Origin of the sequence: Brevibacterium aurantiacum (assembly GCF_900169065.1) — a bacterium.
In the GTDB taxonomy this organism is placed as follows: Bacteria; Actinomycetota; Actinomycetes; order Actinomycetales; family Brevibacteriaceae; genus Brevibacterium; species Brevibacterium aurantiacum.
The window spans coordinates 25,587-39,697 of record NZ_FXZB01000003.1 but is presented as its reverse complement, the minus strand read 5'-3'; the positions used below and the strand labels follow the sequence as shown (position 1 = coordinate 39,697).

The 14,111-nt window shown below is 63.5% G+C and carries 15 protein-coding genes; 8 read left to right on the top strand and 7 right to left on the bottom strand.

What is annotated here, in order from left to right; genetic code table 11:
* Position 1: 1 nt before the first annotated feature.
* Both BAUR9175_RS02845 and BAUR9175_RS02840 read left to right on the top strand, forming a co-directional pair.
* On the top strand, positions 2 to 1,234 hold the full coding sequence (locus tag BAUR9175_RS02845; RefSeq protein ID WP_101582920.1) for an MFS transporter: 1,233 nt from the start codon (positions 2 to 4) through the stop codon (positions 1,232 to 1,234).
* 47 nt (positions 1,235 to 1,281) lie between these two features.
* Entirely contained in the window at positions 1,282 to 1,770 is a 489-nt protein-coding gene (locus BAUR9175_RS02840) for an SRPBCC domain-containing protein (RefSeq protein WP_096146376.1), read from the top strand.
* On the opposite strand, the gene BAUR9175_RS02835 is transcribed toward BAUR9175_RS02840, so the two are convergent.
* Positions 1,771 to 3,198, bottom strand: a complete 1,428-nt coding sequence (locus BAUR9175_RS02835; protein ID WP_096146377.1) for an MDR family MFS transporter — start codon at positions 3,196 to 3,198, stop codon at positions 1,771 to 1,773.
* 261 nt (positions 3,199 to 3,459) lie between these two features.
* Here BAUR9175_RS02835 and BAUR9175_RS02830 point away from each other — a divergent pair, with 261 nt between their 5' ends.
* Positions 3,460 to 4,035 carry a hypothetical protein gene (locus BAUR9175_RS02830; RefSeq protein ID WP_096146378.1) on the top strand — a complete coding sequence of 192 codons (576 nt, stop codon included), beginning with the start codon at positions 3,460 to 3,462 and terminating at the stop codon, positions 4,033 to 4,035.
* Positions 4,036 to 4,070: 35 nt separating this feature from the next.
* A complete protein-coding gene (locus tag BAUR9175_RS02825) occupies positions 4,071 to 4,541 on the top strand; it encodes a hypothetical protein (protein ID WP_096146379.1) in 471 nt (156 codons plus the stop codon).
* Positions 4,542 to 4,559: 18 nt separating this feature from the next.
* Here the strand turns inward: BAUR9175_RS02825 and BAUR9175_RS02820 are convergent, their stop codons facing one another.
* From BAUR9175_RS02820 to BAUR9175_RS02800, 5 genes are all read right to left on the bottom strand, one after another.
* A complete protein-coding gene (locus BAUR9175_RS02820) occupies positions 4,560 to 5,567 on the bottom strand; it encodes an aldo/keto reductase family protein (RefSeq protein ID WP_096162970.1) in 1,008 nt (335 codons plus the stop codon).
* 32 nt (positions 5,568 to 5,599) lie between these two features.
* Complete coding sequence (locus BAUR9175_RS02815; RefSeq protein WP_069600811.1) at positions 5,600 to 6,292, bottom strand: GntR family transcriptional regulator; 693 nt, start codon at positions 6,290 to 6,292, stop codon at positions 5,600 to 5,602.
* A gap of 115 nt (positions 6,293 to 6,407) precedes the next feature.
* Positions 6,408 to 7,724, bottom strand: a complete 1,317-nt coding sequence (locus BAUR9175_RS02810) for an MFS transporter (RefSeq protein WP_101582915.1) — start codon at positions 7,722 to 7,724, stop codon at positions 6,408 to 6,410.
* 71 nt (positions 7,725 to 7,795) lie between these two features.
* Positions 7,796 to 8,446, bottom strand: a complete 651-nt coding sequence (locus tag BAUR9175_RS02805; RefSeq protein ID WP_101582913.1) for an NAD(P)-dependent oxidoreductase — start codon at positions 8,444 to 8,446, stop codon at positions 7,796 to 7,798.
* A complete protein-coding gene (locus BAUR9175_RS02800) occupies positions 8,443 to 9,360 on the bottom strand; it encodes an EamA family transporter (protein ID WP_101582911.1) in 918 nt (305 codons plus the stop codon). Before BAUR9175_RS02800 ends, BAUR9175_RS02805 begins: the two co-directional genes overlap by 4 nt.
* A gap of 79 nt (positions 9,361 to 9,439) precedes the next feature.
* On the opposite strand from BAUR9175_RS02800, the gene BAUR9175_RS02795 reads away from it, so the two are divergent.
* From BAUR9175_RS02795 to BAUR9175_RS02785, 3 genes are read left to right on the top strand one after another with little or no spacing between them, the layout of a single operon-like run.
* Positions 9,440 to 10,330, top strand: a complete 891-nt coding sequence (locus BAUR9175_RS02795; RefSeq protein ID WP_009884862.1) for a LysR family transcriptional regulator — start codon at positions 9,440 to 9,442, stop codon at positions 10,328 to 10,330.
* A complete protein-coding gene (locus BAUR9175_RS02790; RefSeq protein WP_009884863.1) occupies positions 10,330 to 11,046 on the top strand; it encodes an enoyl-CoA hydratase/isomerase family protein in 717 nt (238 codons plus the stop codon). The genes BAUR9175_RS02795 and BAUR9175_RS02790 overlap by 1 nt, the downstream gene beginning before the upstream one ends.
* 54 nt (positions 11,047 to 11,100) lie before the next feature.
* Positions 11,101 to 11,898 carry a sulfite exporter TauE/SafE family protein gene (locus tag BAUR9175_RS02785; protein ID WP_096162969.1) on the top strand — a complete coding sequence of 266 codons (798 nt, stop codon included), beginning with the start codon at positions 11,101 to 11,103 and terminating at the stop codon, positions 11,896 to 11,898.
* Between the two features lie 48 nt (positions 11,899 to 11,946).
* Here the strand turns inward: BAUR9175_RS02785 and BAUR9175_RS02780 are convergent, their stop codons facing one another.
* The gene (locus BAUR9175_RS02780) at positions 11,947 to 12,600 is read right to left on the bottom strand and encodes a hypothetical protein (protein WP_101583002.1); all 654 of its coding nucleotides are present in this window, start codon (positions 12,598 to 12,600) and stop codon (positions 11,947 to 11,949) included.
* 223 nt (positions 12,601 to 12,823) lie between these two features.
* Between BAUR9175_RS02780 and BAUR9175_RS19305 the strand changes: the two genes are divergently transcribed.
* Positions 12,824 to 13,972, top strand: coding sequence for a GmrSD restriction endonuclease domain-containing protein (locus BAUR9175_RS19305; RefSeq protein ID WP_009884866.1), 1,149 nt, complete (start codon positions 12,824 to 12,826; stop codon positions 13,970 to 13,972).
* The last annotated feature ends 139 nt before the right edge of the window (positions 13,973 to 14,111 follow it).

Genomic DNA, 14,111 nt, shown 5'->3' with positions numbered 1-14,111 from the left:
CATGAGTTCTGACCGGTCTGCTGCTTCGACGTTCACGCCGGCCCTGTTGGGGCTGGTGTGGACGGCCATGTTCGGATTCTCGGCCTTCTTCTTCAGCTATTCGACGATGGTCTCGATCGCTGCCGTCGACGGGCTCTCCACAGTCACCGGTGGTACGGTGCTGACGACGACGATGATCGGTGTCATCGCAGCTCAGCCTTTCGCCCCGTGGGTGGGGCGGGCTATGGGACTCAAAGGCGCTTTGTTCTTCGCTCTCGGGCTGCAGCTGTTGGGCCAGATCCTCGGGCTGACGGTGCCTGCGCCGCTGCTTGGTCTGGTGTTGGCGGGGCTGTGCGGGGGAGTGGGCTTCGGGCTCTTCGTCGTCTTGGCCAATGCCGCCGTGCCGTCCACGACAACGCCGGGCCGCATCGGCAAGGCCTTGGGATTCTTCGGCGGCATCACCTCCTTGGCCGCGGCGATCGGAGCTCCACTCGGACTATGGCTGGTCGGAGCGGTTCCCGTATGGACCTTCCGGGTGATTGTGTGTCTCTCACTTCTTCTCGCCGTACCGACTGTCATCAAGTATCTGCCGGGTCGTGAACCCAAAGCAGAGAAGCTGTCCGATGGTGACTCCGGGGCCACAGTCCACGGCCGCACGGAGGACCGAGGGCGAACGGAGGGAACACCTCCACGCCAGACACAGCGCCGAGGCGGGCGCAGCCTCGGCGAGGTCCTGTATTTAGTCATCATGCTCTCCCCGTTTCTCATCGGCATGATCGTCTTCGGCGTCATCATCGGGTTCGGGCCGGGCGAAGATGTCGCTGGTGCCGCCCTGTACATCGGTGCGATGCAGATGTCGGCCGTGGTCGGACGGTTCGCGGCCGGGGCCATCGCTGACCGTTTCTCCCCATTCGCCCTCAATCTTCTGGGTTTGGCCCTGGCGATCATCGGACTGGTCGTCACCGTCATCGTGTCCGGCGGCATGCTCTTCCTGGCCATGATGATCATCGGACTGGGATTGGGCACTCTGCAGTCAGCGAGCTTGGTGATGGCGTTTTCCAATGTCAGCACACCCGCGAAGGCCAGCGTTGCTTGGAACATGAATTTCGATATCGGTTTGGCCATCGCCGGAGTTCTCGGCGGGCTCGGCTTCACCTACCTCGGCGACTCTGCGACGTTCCTCGTCTGTGCCGCATTGCTGCTGCTCACTGGTGTCCTCTCCTTGATATTGCGTGCTCTGCGACGCTCACGGTGAGCGCAGGGTCTGTTCCTTTCGTCCCCCGCAGGTGGTAGGAATGCCACATGAGCGATGAACAGAGCACGAAGAATGCGCCACTGGACGAGTTGTCCTTCACGGTCATGGGCTACATTTCGAAGTCTCCACATGAGACCTTTGAAGCCGTGGCCGAGCCCAAGCAGCTCTCGAAGTACTTCACCACGGGAGGTGCGCACGGACGACTGGCACCCGGCGCCGAGGTGACGTGGGACTTCGCGGATTTCCCGGGCCGGTTCCCGGTCGAGGTCATCGATTCGGTTCAGGATGAGAAGATCGTCGTCGCGTGGGCCGGAACTGAGCACGCCACAGCCGAGAACACGACGACGACCTTTGAGTTCTCGCCCGTCGACGATGGGACCCGGACGCTTGTGACCGTGACCGAGCAGTCGTGGAAGACAACCGTCGGGGGAGCCGAGGGCGCTTTCGGAAACTGCATGGGCTGGACCGGCATGCTGGCCGCGCTGAAGGCCTGGATCGAATACGGCATCGACCTTCGCGAAGGCTTCTACAAGTAATCAGCCCGGCGTATTCTGCCCGTGCGAGTTCTTGATGAAGAAGGAACCGACGATGCCGAAGATGCCGACGACCGCGGCAACGAAGAACGCGACGTCGGCGCCGTGAACCAGCCCCTCGACTCCGTAGACTTCGGGATCGCGCGTCGTGGAGACCATGATGGTGACCAGGACTGCGGTACCCACCGAGGCCGCGATCTGGCGGAAGGTGTTGTTCAGTGCCGTCCCGTGTGGGATGAGGCTCTGCGGCAGCTGATTGAGTGCGGCCGTCGTCACCGGCATCATCACCATGGCCACCCCGAACATGCGAATCGTGTTGACCACGGCGAGGTAGGTGAACGAGGTGTCGGCCGAGAGGTCGGCGAACATGAACGTGGTGACGGTGAGCAGTGTGAACCCAGCGACGGCCAGCCACTTGGCACCGATGGCGTCGAAGATGTGTCCGGTGACCGGCGACATCAGCCCCATCACCGCTGCACCCGGCAGAAGGACCAGGCCTGATTCCATGGCGGTGAAGTCGTTCATGTTCTGCATGTAGAGCGGCAGGATCATCATGCCGCCGATCATGACGATGAACACGCACATGCCCAGGGCGGTGTTGAGAGTGAACATGCGGTAGCGCAGCACCCGGAACTCGAGCATCGGCTGGTCCAACTTGAGCTGGCGTGGAATGAAGATGGCCAAGGCGATCACGCCGATGGCGAGGGGGATGATGACTTCGAGGCTCAGCCATCCCGCGTCTCCGGCAGTTCCGAAGCCGAAGAGCAGTCCGCCGAAGCCGAACGTTGAGAGGATGATCGAGGCGACATCCAGCTTGGGATACGTGCGCTCGGTGACGTTCTTGAGGATGAAGTAGGCGACGATGATGTCGATGATCGCAATCGGCAGCATCATATAGAAGAGAACCTCCCAGGGGAGGTGGTCGACGATCCAACCCGAAAGGCTTGGCCCGATAGCCGGGGCGAAGGCGATGACGAGACCGAAGGTGCCCATTGCCGTGCCGCGCTTCTCCACCGGGAAGATGGCGAAGAGGATGGTCTGCATCAGCGGCATGATGATGCCACCGCTCGACGCCTGGATGACGCGTCCGAGAAGAAGGACGGGATAGGTCGGTGCCAACGCGCAGACCAAAGTGCCGACGATGAACAGCAGCATCGCGGTGAGGAAGAGGCCTCGGGTGGTGAAGTTCTGGATCAGGAAGGCCGTGATCGGAATCATGATGCCATTGACGAGCATGAAGCTCGTCGTCACCCACTGCGCGGCGCTGGCCGTGATGTCGAATGACTGCATGAACGCAGGCAGTGCAGTGTTGAGCAGGGTCTGGTTGAGGATGATGACGAAGGCCCCGGAGACGAGAACCGCGAGGACTACATTCCGATTGATCGGTGTGCCATCGGCAGTTGTGTAATGGCCCTTGTCCTCGTCTGTCACCGAGATTCCTGCTTTCCCTCAACCGCCTGTGTGCACCGGCGCGGTCGGAAGGCAAAGCGAATCTGTCCGCTTGCACTGTCTGTGTGCCTACCGCGCCGTGCGAGTCTACTCTCAAGGACTCGCGCTGTGTGAACAGGGTATCGGCACGTGGCAAGCGGGGAGTGGCGCAGAGGTGTCCTTGAGTCGACGGTTCATCCACCGCCGAGCCGACCCCTGAGATCATCAGTCTCGCCTCCGGGGCGATTCCTGAAATCCTCAGCAATGGCTGACACGGTAGGTTGCAATCGTAGAAAGGGGCGCCAGATGATCTTCGGCAGATGGGGGACGTTCGCTCGGTTCGTTATGCTCACGACCGGTATCGGTTTGGCCACCAGTCTGACGTGGTCTCTGTTCACCCTCGAAATCGGCGGGTGGGACCGGAGTGGCGACGACGTGACAACCTTTTCATTGATCGCTGCCATCGGCGCGGGGCTCGGCCTCGTCATGGGATTCCCCTCCTATTGGGTGGTGCGGCTATTCGTGCGCTGGATGACCTCGCGGGCAGGAACTGTGCTCTTCTTCTTCCTGCTTGCCGTCGCCTCGGTGATGGTGGAAGTCGTTGTGGTGGTCATAGTGGCTGGAGGCGACGTCGGTGAAATCGCATCATTCTTCGTCATCCGTGGTGCAGGAGATCTGATGGGCCTACCCGGGATCGCACTTTCGGCGGGTGTGTTCGCCGCTGTTTGCGCTCCGCTCGTGCTCCGGCCCATGCCAGATTCGCTGCGAGAGGCGGATTCTCCGCGGCCCGCTGGAAGTGGAGTTGCTGGATGTGGGGCTGCTGGTGCTGATGAAAATTGACAAGCTAGATCACAGGTGCAGAAAGGGTGTGCAGGATGGTTCTCGGCAAATGGGGTTCGTTCGGACGATTCGTGTTGTTGACGACAGGTGTCGGTGCCGTATCCGCACTGGGGATGTATGTATTCAGTTCGCCTCCCGCAAGCTTCTTCGAGGTGTTGGAGGGTGCGGCGTTTAGTCTGTTCTTCCTCGTGCCGGGTGCCGGGCTGGGGCTGGTTGTCGGAGTACCGGCCTATGGGGCGCTTCGTCTCTGTCTTCATGCGTTGCCCGGTCGGAAGTCGGCTCTCGCCTTATTCTTCGCTCTTGGCATCTTTTCGGCGCTGACCGCCTTCGTCGTGGTCCTCGTCCTGACAGGAGGCCCGTCAACGTATACCTATACATCGGTAGGGGATCTGGTGGCGGCACTCGGGTGGCCGGCCTTGACGGCTGGAATTCTCACCGCTGCTGCCTCATTCCTCATAGTTGAGCCAGCAGGCAACGAAGCACGGCCGGCCCCGCTGCCCAACTGACTCAACTCAAAGAAACAGTCACACGATCCGGGTCGGCGGCGACTTCGTCTTCGATGGATCCGTGACAGGCCGATCACCGAGGGCATCATCGATGCGCGCGAGCACCTCGGCGTCGAGTTTCACGCCGGCTGCGGAAACATTCGACTTCACCTGCTCGGGACGCGAGGCACCGACGAGCGCGGTCGCCACATTGTCGTTGGCAAGCACCCAGGCGATGGCGAGCTGGGCCATTGTCAGCTCCAGGTCGGCCGCGATCGGCTCGAGCTTGGCGACGGCGTTGAGAGTTTCGTCGTTGAGATAGCGGTCGGTGATCGTCTCCTTGCCGCCGTTCTCATCGGTCGCACGCGAGCCTGCGGGAGCGGGCTGGCCGACCTTGTATTTGCCGGTGAGCACACCCTGGGCGATCGGGGACCAGACGACTTGGGAGATGCCGAGTTCCTTCGACGTCGGAATCACTTTGGGCTCGATGACGCGCCAGAGCATGTTGTACTGCGGCTGGTTCGACACGAGCTGGATGCCCAGGTCGCGGGCCAGCTGGTGTGCGGCACGCAGCTGGTCGGCGTTCCACTCGCTCACGCCGATGTAGAGCGCCTTGCCTGCGCGCACGATGTCCGCGAAGGCCTGCATGGTCTCTTCCAGCGGAGTCTCGTAGTCGTAGCGATGCGCCTGGTAGAGGTCGACGTAGTCGGTGCCCAGGCGGGACAGCGAGCCGTTGATGGACTCCATCATGTGCTTGCGGGACAGCCCAGTGTCGTTGTGACCCTTGGGCCCTGTCGGGAAGTACACCTTGGTGAAGATCTCCAGGGATTCGCGACGCTGACCCTTGAGTGCATCGCCGAGGACCTGCTCGGCCACGGTGTTCGCGTACACGTCGGCGGTGTCGAAGGTGGAGATGCCGTTGTCCAAGGCGGCATGCACACACTTCGTTGCGGTGTCGTTCTCCACCTGGGAGCCGTGCGTGAGCCAGTTTCCGTACGTGATTTCCGAGATCTTCAGGCCACTGTTTCCAAGATATCTGTGCTCCATGGACCCAGCCTACTGCGGGGAGGCAAGCCCTGTCAGTGGTTCCCGAGCATCGTCGATTCGAATGCCGTCGATGTCCTCGCCGAGGTAGCCGTGGGCGGTGCGTTCTCCGCTAAGTGTCCGCGCAGGGTGTTTGCAAACCCGGTGGAGTCTCCCGTACGCAGGTGTTCGACCAGAGAGGCGTGCTCGGCGATGATCTCCTCGCACCGGTCCAGGAGCCTATCGCCGGAGGCGAAGAGGATGAAGCGATGTCGGTCGGAGAGCTGTGAGTACAGTTCGAGCATCACCTGGTTGTCACCGGCTTCGACGAAGCCGCGATGGAACTGCAGGGTCAGATCGATGAAGGCGGCGATGTCACCGGCGTCAAAGGCCTCACGCTGAGCATGAATCGAAGTGTCGAGTGCATCGGCCAGCTTCTGTCGCAGTGCATCCGGGGCCCGGTCGACTGCGGTGGTCTCAAGCACGAACCGGGCATCGGCGAGCTCGGCGACGGTGCGCTCATCGACTCCTTGGACGATGGCTCCGCGCTTTGGGTAGATGATGATCCACCCCTCATCCTGCAGCCTGGCAAGAGCCACTCGCACCGGAGTGCGGCTGACGTCGAGATCGGCTGCCAGGCCAGCTTCGCCCAGCATGGTTCCCGGCTGGTGAGTCCCATTGAGGATCTGAGCGCGGATGAGCCGATAGGCACGCTCGGCTGCGCTGGTCTTCTCGTTGCTGCTCGTCATAATCGCACGCTCCTCTCCTGACTTAGCTTTCCTGATGTCACAGGTGGACTCGTCGCCCGCAGTTGGACCCGTGGCCCACAGACGGACTCGCGATCCACCAGGTCGATCATCTCACTCAATGCATCTGCGAGGTCTCCGCAGCGTCATCCTTAGTCGCCGTTGGTGTGTGGTGCCGGCCCGGCCAGTGCATGAGCGGCACGGCCCGGATCGAGAACGCCAGGGTGATGAGAAGGACGACGGTCGCCATCAGATTGATCCACAGGAAGCCGCCTGCCTGCAGCACCGTTCCGGCCATCGCGGCCATGAGTGCACCGCCGAGGTTCATCGCCGCATCCGAGGCTCCTTGGAGAGTGACCTTCGCATGCTGCGGCACCGAGGCAGTCAGCAGGGCCGATCCGCCGATGAGGAACATCGACCAGCCGATGCCGAGGAAGATCAGCGCAATGCTGAGCAGGACCATGGACGACACCTCGGCCGTGGCATCGATGACGCCGAGGATGATCGCCGTAGCGAAGACGAGGACGCCACCGGCGATCACGGTTCCCGGTCCCCACCGGTCGGCCATCCAGCCGAAGACAGGGGAGAGGGCGTACATACCAGCGATGTGCACGCTGACGACGATGCCGATGGCCCCGAGGGAGAACTCCTGGTGGTCCATGTGCACGGGAGTCATGACCATCACGTTGGTCATCATCATCTGCCCGGCGATGATCGTGACCATCGCGAACAGCGGCACCGGGCGGGCAAGCGCGAAGCGCAGTGCCGGGCCCAGCTTCATCGTCGGCGGTTCGACGGCGGAGTCACCGGACTCAGCGGACTCCGTGGACTCGGGGACAGCCTCGGCGGCACCGGGTTTGATCTTCTTGGTCAGCGTCGACGCGACCAAGGTCGCCAGCCCGAAGGCGGTCATCGAGATCAGGTATGGCCCGGCCAGTTCGTTCATGCCCAGTGCCGCGCCGAGGTGCGCGCCCGGTGCCGTGAAGCTGGGCCCGAGCACGGAGCCGACCGTGGTCGCCCACACGACCAGCGACATGGCCCGCCCGGCATTCGCGGGATCGACGAGGTCGACTGCGGCGTAGCGGGCCTGCAGGCCAGAGGCCGTCGCGGAGCCACACAGCATCATGCCCAGCATGAACAGCGGCAGGAACTGCAGGGCGACGCCGAGGAGGACGACCGTCGCACCGATTGTGCCGATGCCGAATCCCAAGGTCAGGGCAGTTCGCCGGCCAGCTTTGCCAGCCAACACCGCCAGCGGGTAGGCGATGAGACCGGCGCCGAGGATGACGCTCATCTGCGCGATGCCCGCCATCGAGGTCTTGCCGGTGATCTCCTCGGCCAGCAGACCGCCGACCGCGTAGCCGGAGGCGATTCCGGCACCGGAGAGCAGCTGTGCGGTGATCAGCTTGGCCTGTGCACGCGTGCGGGTCTTCATCGACGCCTTCCGTTGTCTCAGTCGTGTACCCACACAACGTATCTTGGATCCATCTTGGATACAAGATGATCTCAGGGCCGCCGAGGTGGCTCCGAGGCGATCGTGATGTGGCGGTCCGTGCCCGGGGACTCGAGTTCGTCGATGACTGCCACTGCGAGGTCCTCGGCGCTGATGTGCGATCGCCCCTCGTGATCGGTCAGCAGCGTCGTCGTGCCGCGTCGGTAGGAGCCGGTGCGAACTCCGGGTTCGAGAACGGCTGGAGGACTGAGATAGGTCCAGTTCTCATTCGAGTGTTCGCGGCAGGCCGTAAGTTGGGCGACGCTGGCGGCGGCAGTGGTCCGCCACCTTGCGGGAACGAAGGCGGGGTCGTCGACAACGAGCCGATCAGGATCCTTGGGTGAGTGCAGCGGCCCGGCGCCTCCGACGACGAAGAGGGGGATGTCGGCGCTAGCGCTGGCGGCAAGGACCGCCTCGATGACGGTGATGAAAGCATCCTCCTCACCGGGCACGACACGGACGGTGAGTACGGCCGCATCGGCAGGCTCCAGCACAGGGGCGAGGTCGATGGCATTGCTCGCATCTGCCTGCGTCGACGTCACCCCGCTTCGGGGTTGGTGAAGGGCTGTGCGTGAGGCTGCGATGACGTGATGGTCACGGTCGGCCGCCTCGGTGACGATGCGAGACCCGACCATTCCGGTGGCTCCGATGACAGCGATTCTCATTTTCGTTCTCCATTCTCAGTGCGTGGGCTCAGCTGACCGCAGAACAAGGCGGCCAGGGCGAGGGCGAATCCGGCGAGCTGGACGAGGTTGAGCGACTCCCCAACGAAGGCGACGCCCACGGTGGCTGCGACCAAGGGCGAGAGCAGGCCGAGCAGGGCCGTTGCCGTGACGCGGAGTCTGCCCAGCCCCCGAAACCACAGGGTGTAGGCCAGGAGTCCGCCGATGAGGCCCAGCCACAGGTAGCCGAGGAGGCCGGCGCCGTCGATGGTCTCGGGAACTCCCTCGATAAGCAGGGTCGGGACCAGTAGGACGAGGCCGCCGGCGCTGAGCTGCCAGCCGGCGAAGCCCACCGCGCTGACCCCGGCTGGTCGACCCCAGCGTTTGATGAGGATGACCCCGGTGCCCATTGATGCCGCCCCGCCGATGCCTGCGAAGATCCCGACCGGGTCGAAGCCGGCACCCGGACCCAGCACTACCATGCCCACGCCTACCGCACCGACGAGTCCCCAGGCCAGGCGCCACAGAGAGAGGGCCTCGCCGAGGACGATGACTGCGAGGAAGGTGACGAGGATCGGCTGCGTGGCGCCCAGGGTAGCGGCGACCCCACCGGGCAGACGCTCGGCGGCGACGAAGAGCAGTGGGAAGAAGATCCCGATGTTCAAGGTGCCCAACACGAGGGTCTTCCACCACCAATCTCCGTGGGGCAGTCGACGGGCGATGAGCAGACCCAGGAGCCCTGCGGGGAGGGCGCGCATGAGCGCTGCGAACAGAGGATGATCGGCGGGCAGGAACGCTGTGGTCACAAAGTAGGTCGTGCCCCAGACGGCCGGGGCCAGTGCCGTCACCGCAGTCACCAGGGCCGCCCCACCTGTGGCCTGGCCGGTGACCGGAGCAGGAGAGCGTGTCGTTGTCATGACTCCAGCATCGAACGCGGCAGGTCTATGAGTCCAACACATAGTTTTCATCCCAACGATCATCTGTCACGATAGATGAATGGAATTGCAGCAGCTGCGCTATGTTCTCGCCGTCGCCGAGGAACGCAACTTCACCCGCGCGGCCGCGAAATCGCATGTCGTGCAGTCCGCGCTCAGCCACCAGATCAAGACCCTCGAACACGAACTCGGCGTCCAGCTCTTCGCCCGAACCAGCAGACGCGTCGAACTCACCGAAGCCGGTGCGGCCTTCCTGCCCGCAGCCCGGGCCACTCTCGACGCGGCCCAGCGTGCCATCGCCGAGGCGACCTCGACCATGGGCGACCTCCGCGGTCGGCTGCTCATCGGGGCCATCCCGACCGTGACGACCGTGGACGTCACCGCCGCGCTCGGGGTCTTCCATCGCGCCCACCCGAACGTGGAGATTGGACTGACGGCCGGTGGCAGCCTCGACTTCGTCACCGCGATCCGAGAGTCATCCATGGACGTGGCGGTGCTCGGACTCCCCGATGCCACAGCCCCGACGGGGGTGTCGACCGAGGTGCTCGCGCACGAGCGCCTCAGCGCAGTGATGTCACCCGAACACCGGCTGGCCTCGCGTCGCGGACTTCGCTTGGAGGACCTGGCTGCCGAGACCTTCGTCGACTTCCCGTCAAGCAGTCCGGGCCGGTCCCAATCCGATCGAGCCTTCGCCGCTGCCGGACTGAGCCGATCCGTGGCCTTCGATGTCATGTCGACCGAGGTGATGCTCGATCTCGTGGCCCAGAACCTGGCCGTGGCCCTGCTGGCACCGGACGTCGTGCCCGAAGACAGCGGGCTTTCGACTGTGCCGATCACCGATGGTCCGACGCGGATAGAATATCTCGCTTGGAGTGAATTCAACCCGAGTGCAGCGGCGCTGGCCTTCCTCGACATCCTTCGCGCCACCTCGGCGCAGAAAGTGAGCCCTTGATGATCCGACGCACCCGCAGCGACGATGGGATCCTCACGATCACGATCGACAACACCACCAGTGCGAATGCGCTGCGCCCGGGCATGCTCGACGCGCTCATCTACGCCTTCGAAGCGGCATCGGACAATCAGGAGCTGCGCGGAGTTCTGCTCACCTCGGCGGGTCACAAGGGCTTCTCCGCGGGAATGGACACCTCGCAGTTCAAGCATGCGAATGCCTCTCTTGCCCACGTGACGATCACTCGGCTGGGGCAGGTGTGCGAGGCGATCAAGAACTGCGATCTGCCCGTGGCCGTCGCCATCGAAGGCTACCGCATCGGGGGAGCGGCCGAGATCGCTGCAGCAGCCGACTTCCGGGTCGGCGGCACCAACTCCTGGTACTCGATGCCCGAGGTGCGCATCGGCATCCCCTCGGTCCTCGAATCTGTCAATCTGCACCGACTCATGGGGTGGACGAAGGCCACCGAGCTCATCCTCACCGGCAGCCGTTTCACCGCGGCTGACATGGATCGATGCGGCTTCCTCAACACAGTCGTCGAGGACAATGCGGTCGAGACCCGAGCGCTGGAGTACCTGCACGAGACGATGAAGGCCGACCGCGCGGTCATCGCCCAGCAGAAGCGCCTGCACCGGACGTGGAAGAACAGCTTCGAACGCGAGGCGCTCGCCGACAGTCGCAAGGAGTTCGCGCTCGCCTTCGCCCGGAAGAACGACTGACCGACGAGGCCCCAGGGGTTGCCCGCCGAGGTGACGGTGGGGTGAGATAGGCGAGTGGACTTTCTGGGGTTGGTGCTCGTCGGCGTTCTGGTCGGATTGACCACTGTGCTGTTCGGATTCGGCGGCGGCTTCGTCACCGTCCCGATCATCACCCTCGTCCACGCCGACCTCGGCAGTGACACGGCACAGGTGGCCGCAGCCACCTCGGCGCTGGTCATGCTCGTCAACGCCGTCGTCTCCACGCTCTCCACGAAGCGCGAAACCCTGGCCCACCTCAAAGGGGAGTGGTGGCTGTTCATCCTCCTTGCCGCCGGTGGGGCCTTCGGGGCATTCTGCGCCAAATTCGCTCCCGAGCCCCTGCTGAAGTGGGGCTTCGTCATCTACATCGCAGTGACCGCCATCGACCTGCTCGCCCGTCCCGGTTTCTTCCGCCGAGGTGGTGCGAAGGTCCGCGATGAGAACCTGAGCGACGGCGGTCGCGGCATCGCCGCCCTGTTCGGATTCCCGATCGGTGGCCTGGCGTCATTCCTCGGCGTCGGCGGCAGCGTCATGACGGTGCCGATGATGCGCCGATCCGGGTCGACGATGACCGTGGCGACCACCCTGGCCAACCCGCTGACCTTGGTGATCATGCTGCCAGCGGTCCTCGTCACGATCACGACCCATGCCTCCACTGCGGTTCCGGGGATGGTCGGCTCGGTGGACCTGCGTTCGGCGTTCGCCCTGCTCATCAGCGCGATCCCGCTGATCGTGCTGCTGCGTCGCCGAGTGCCGAAGATCCCGGAGATCATCCACGCCTGGGGCTACTTCATCCTGCTCATCATCGCCGGAGTCGTCGTCGCGGTGTCGTGATCAGTTGCCGTCTTGACTAGGCCGCCGTCTTAACCAGGTTGCGGAGTCTTACGCGTCCCGGCGACGGCTGCGCAGTACGTCTGGAAGTCCGAAGTAGATCGGCGGGCGGGTTGCTGCACTGTCCGAATCGCGTGGAGCTTCAGTCTTGCTCAGGTTGTCAGAGGTGTCGCTGAGTGCCCATGCGCTTTCCCAGCTGATGAGCTCGCCGGCGTGGCAGACGGGATCGCCGCCGCTCGAGGGAGGCTCGGCCCATAGCCAGAGGTTGATCCCGTACTCGATGAGGGTGAGCTTCTCAGCCCGTTCCCGGACCGTGTTCTCTTTGACCAATGCCGCACGCACCCTCGCCGAGGTGGTCTCGAGTTCCGTCCACCCGTCCTGTCGGTGCGGGAGGAAGACCCACGTCCCCGCGGCGACGTCGGCAGGCACAACCTCCTCCGCGGTCATGATCGTGATGAACTCGTCCGTGGCACGGGTGCCGGTGACTGGGTCAGCGCTGTCAAGGAGATCGGCGAAGCAGGTGCGGGCCACCTCGGCGGTGGGGGAGACTATGAGGATGTGAGGCGCTTCGGCCCGGACCTCGGCAAGACTGAGGCAGGTGAAGGCATTTGCGCGCATCGTCGCCAATACCTGGATCCAGAGACCTGGGATTGGGGCACCGGTGATCAGACGATTCGACTCAGGACGTTCTGCATCGTGTCGCACGATCAACTCCCTTCCTTCGTCACCGACGAATTCGTTCTATTCCACCATGGCACGAGTCAATGCTGAGTGACGTGGGCCAATAACGAATCCGTCTCATTGTCCCCAGCCAGCGTGCTTTCGGTGCGGCGCCACCATATTATGACTGTAGTGGATCGCGACGCGGCATCTTGGCCGCGCACGGTCCACGACCACGTTCTCACCCTTTTTGCACGACTGGACACCCATGACTCATTCCGCCTTCCTCAACCATGCCACGACACGTTTCCGTGCAGGCATGGTCTTCGTCCTCATCGCCTTCCTCAGCCTCACTCTCCTCTCTGCCTGCGCCGACGGCGGAGATGTCGAAGCCAGTGCTGACGATGCTTCCTGGAGCTCAGAGACAAAGGCGGCAACCGAAAAGACTGCGCAACCCGAAGCCGAGCCCAAGACCACGGCCCCGAGCGAGGATGCCGAGAGCAGCGAAGGCCAGAATGAGTCGGGGGAAACCGAGCAGGGCAGGGCTGGCGGTGCGACTGCCGGTACAGCTCTGGCGATGCTTGAGGAGTTGGAGGTCAAGGGGCGCGCACCCAAGACCGGCTACGACGCGGACCTGTTCAAATGGCGATCCGATGCCGACCACAACGGCTGCGACACCCGCAACGACGTGCTGCGCCGGGACCTGAACGACATCACCCTCAAGGCAGGGACGAAGGGCTGCGCCGTCATCGCCGGCGACCTGGACGACAGATACAAGGGCGAGACCTACGCCTTCGACCGGGACCCGAACAACATCGACATCGACCACATCGTTGCCCGCTCCAACGCCTGGCAGACCGGTGCCGCGAAGTTCGACGAGGACACTCTCAAGGAATTCGGCAACGACCCGCTCAACCTGCTTGCCGTGAGTTCGAGCCTCAACCGGCAGAAGGGCGACGGAGATGCCGCGACCTGGCTGCCGCCGGCCAAGAGCTACCGCTGCGAATACGTCTCCCGCCAGATCGCGATCAAGCACAAGTACGACCTGTGGGTCGTGGCAGCGGAGAAGTCCGCGATGAAGCGAATCCTCGGCGCGTGCGATGACCAGCCCGCGTTCACGAAGAACGTCGCATGGCCCGATCCCGGTGAGGGCGACAATGCGAAGACGGCAGAGGACACCTCAATGAAGAAGAAGTCGAGCTCCGGTTCGGAGTCGTCGTCGGGGTCGAAGTCGGGCTCCGGTTCGACGAGCGATTCGGGCCAGAAGTCGACGTCTTCCGGCTCAGGGTCCTCGGGTTCGGTCTACTACAAGAACTGCACCGCCGTCCGTGACGCCGGAGCCGCACCCGTTCGCCGAGGTGACCCGGGGTATGCGTCTCACCTCGACCGTGATGGTGACGGAATCGGCTGCGAATAGTCGCCGAGGTGGCTCAGCGTCCACGGTTTATGACAGTTTCGTTTTCAACTTATAACGAATCGATTACCGATTGGTCAGCCCCGTTCCCTATAGTGACAACCTGCCCTAACATTTCAAGCGTGCCCAATTCGATGAACTC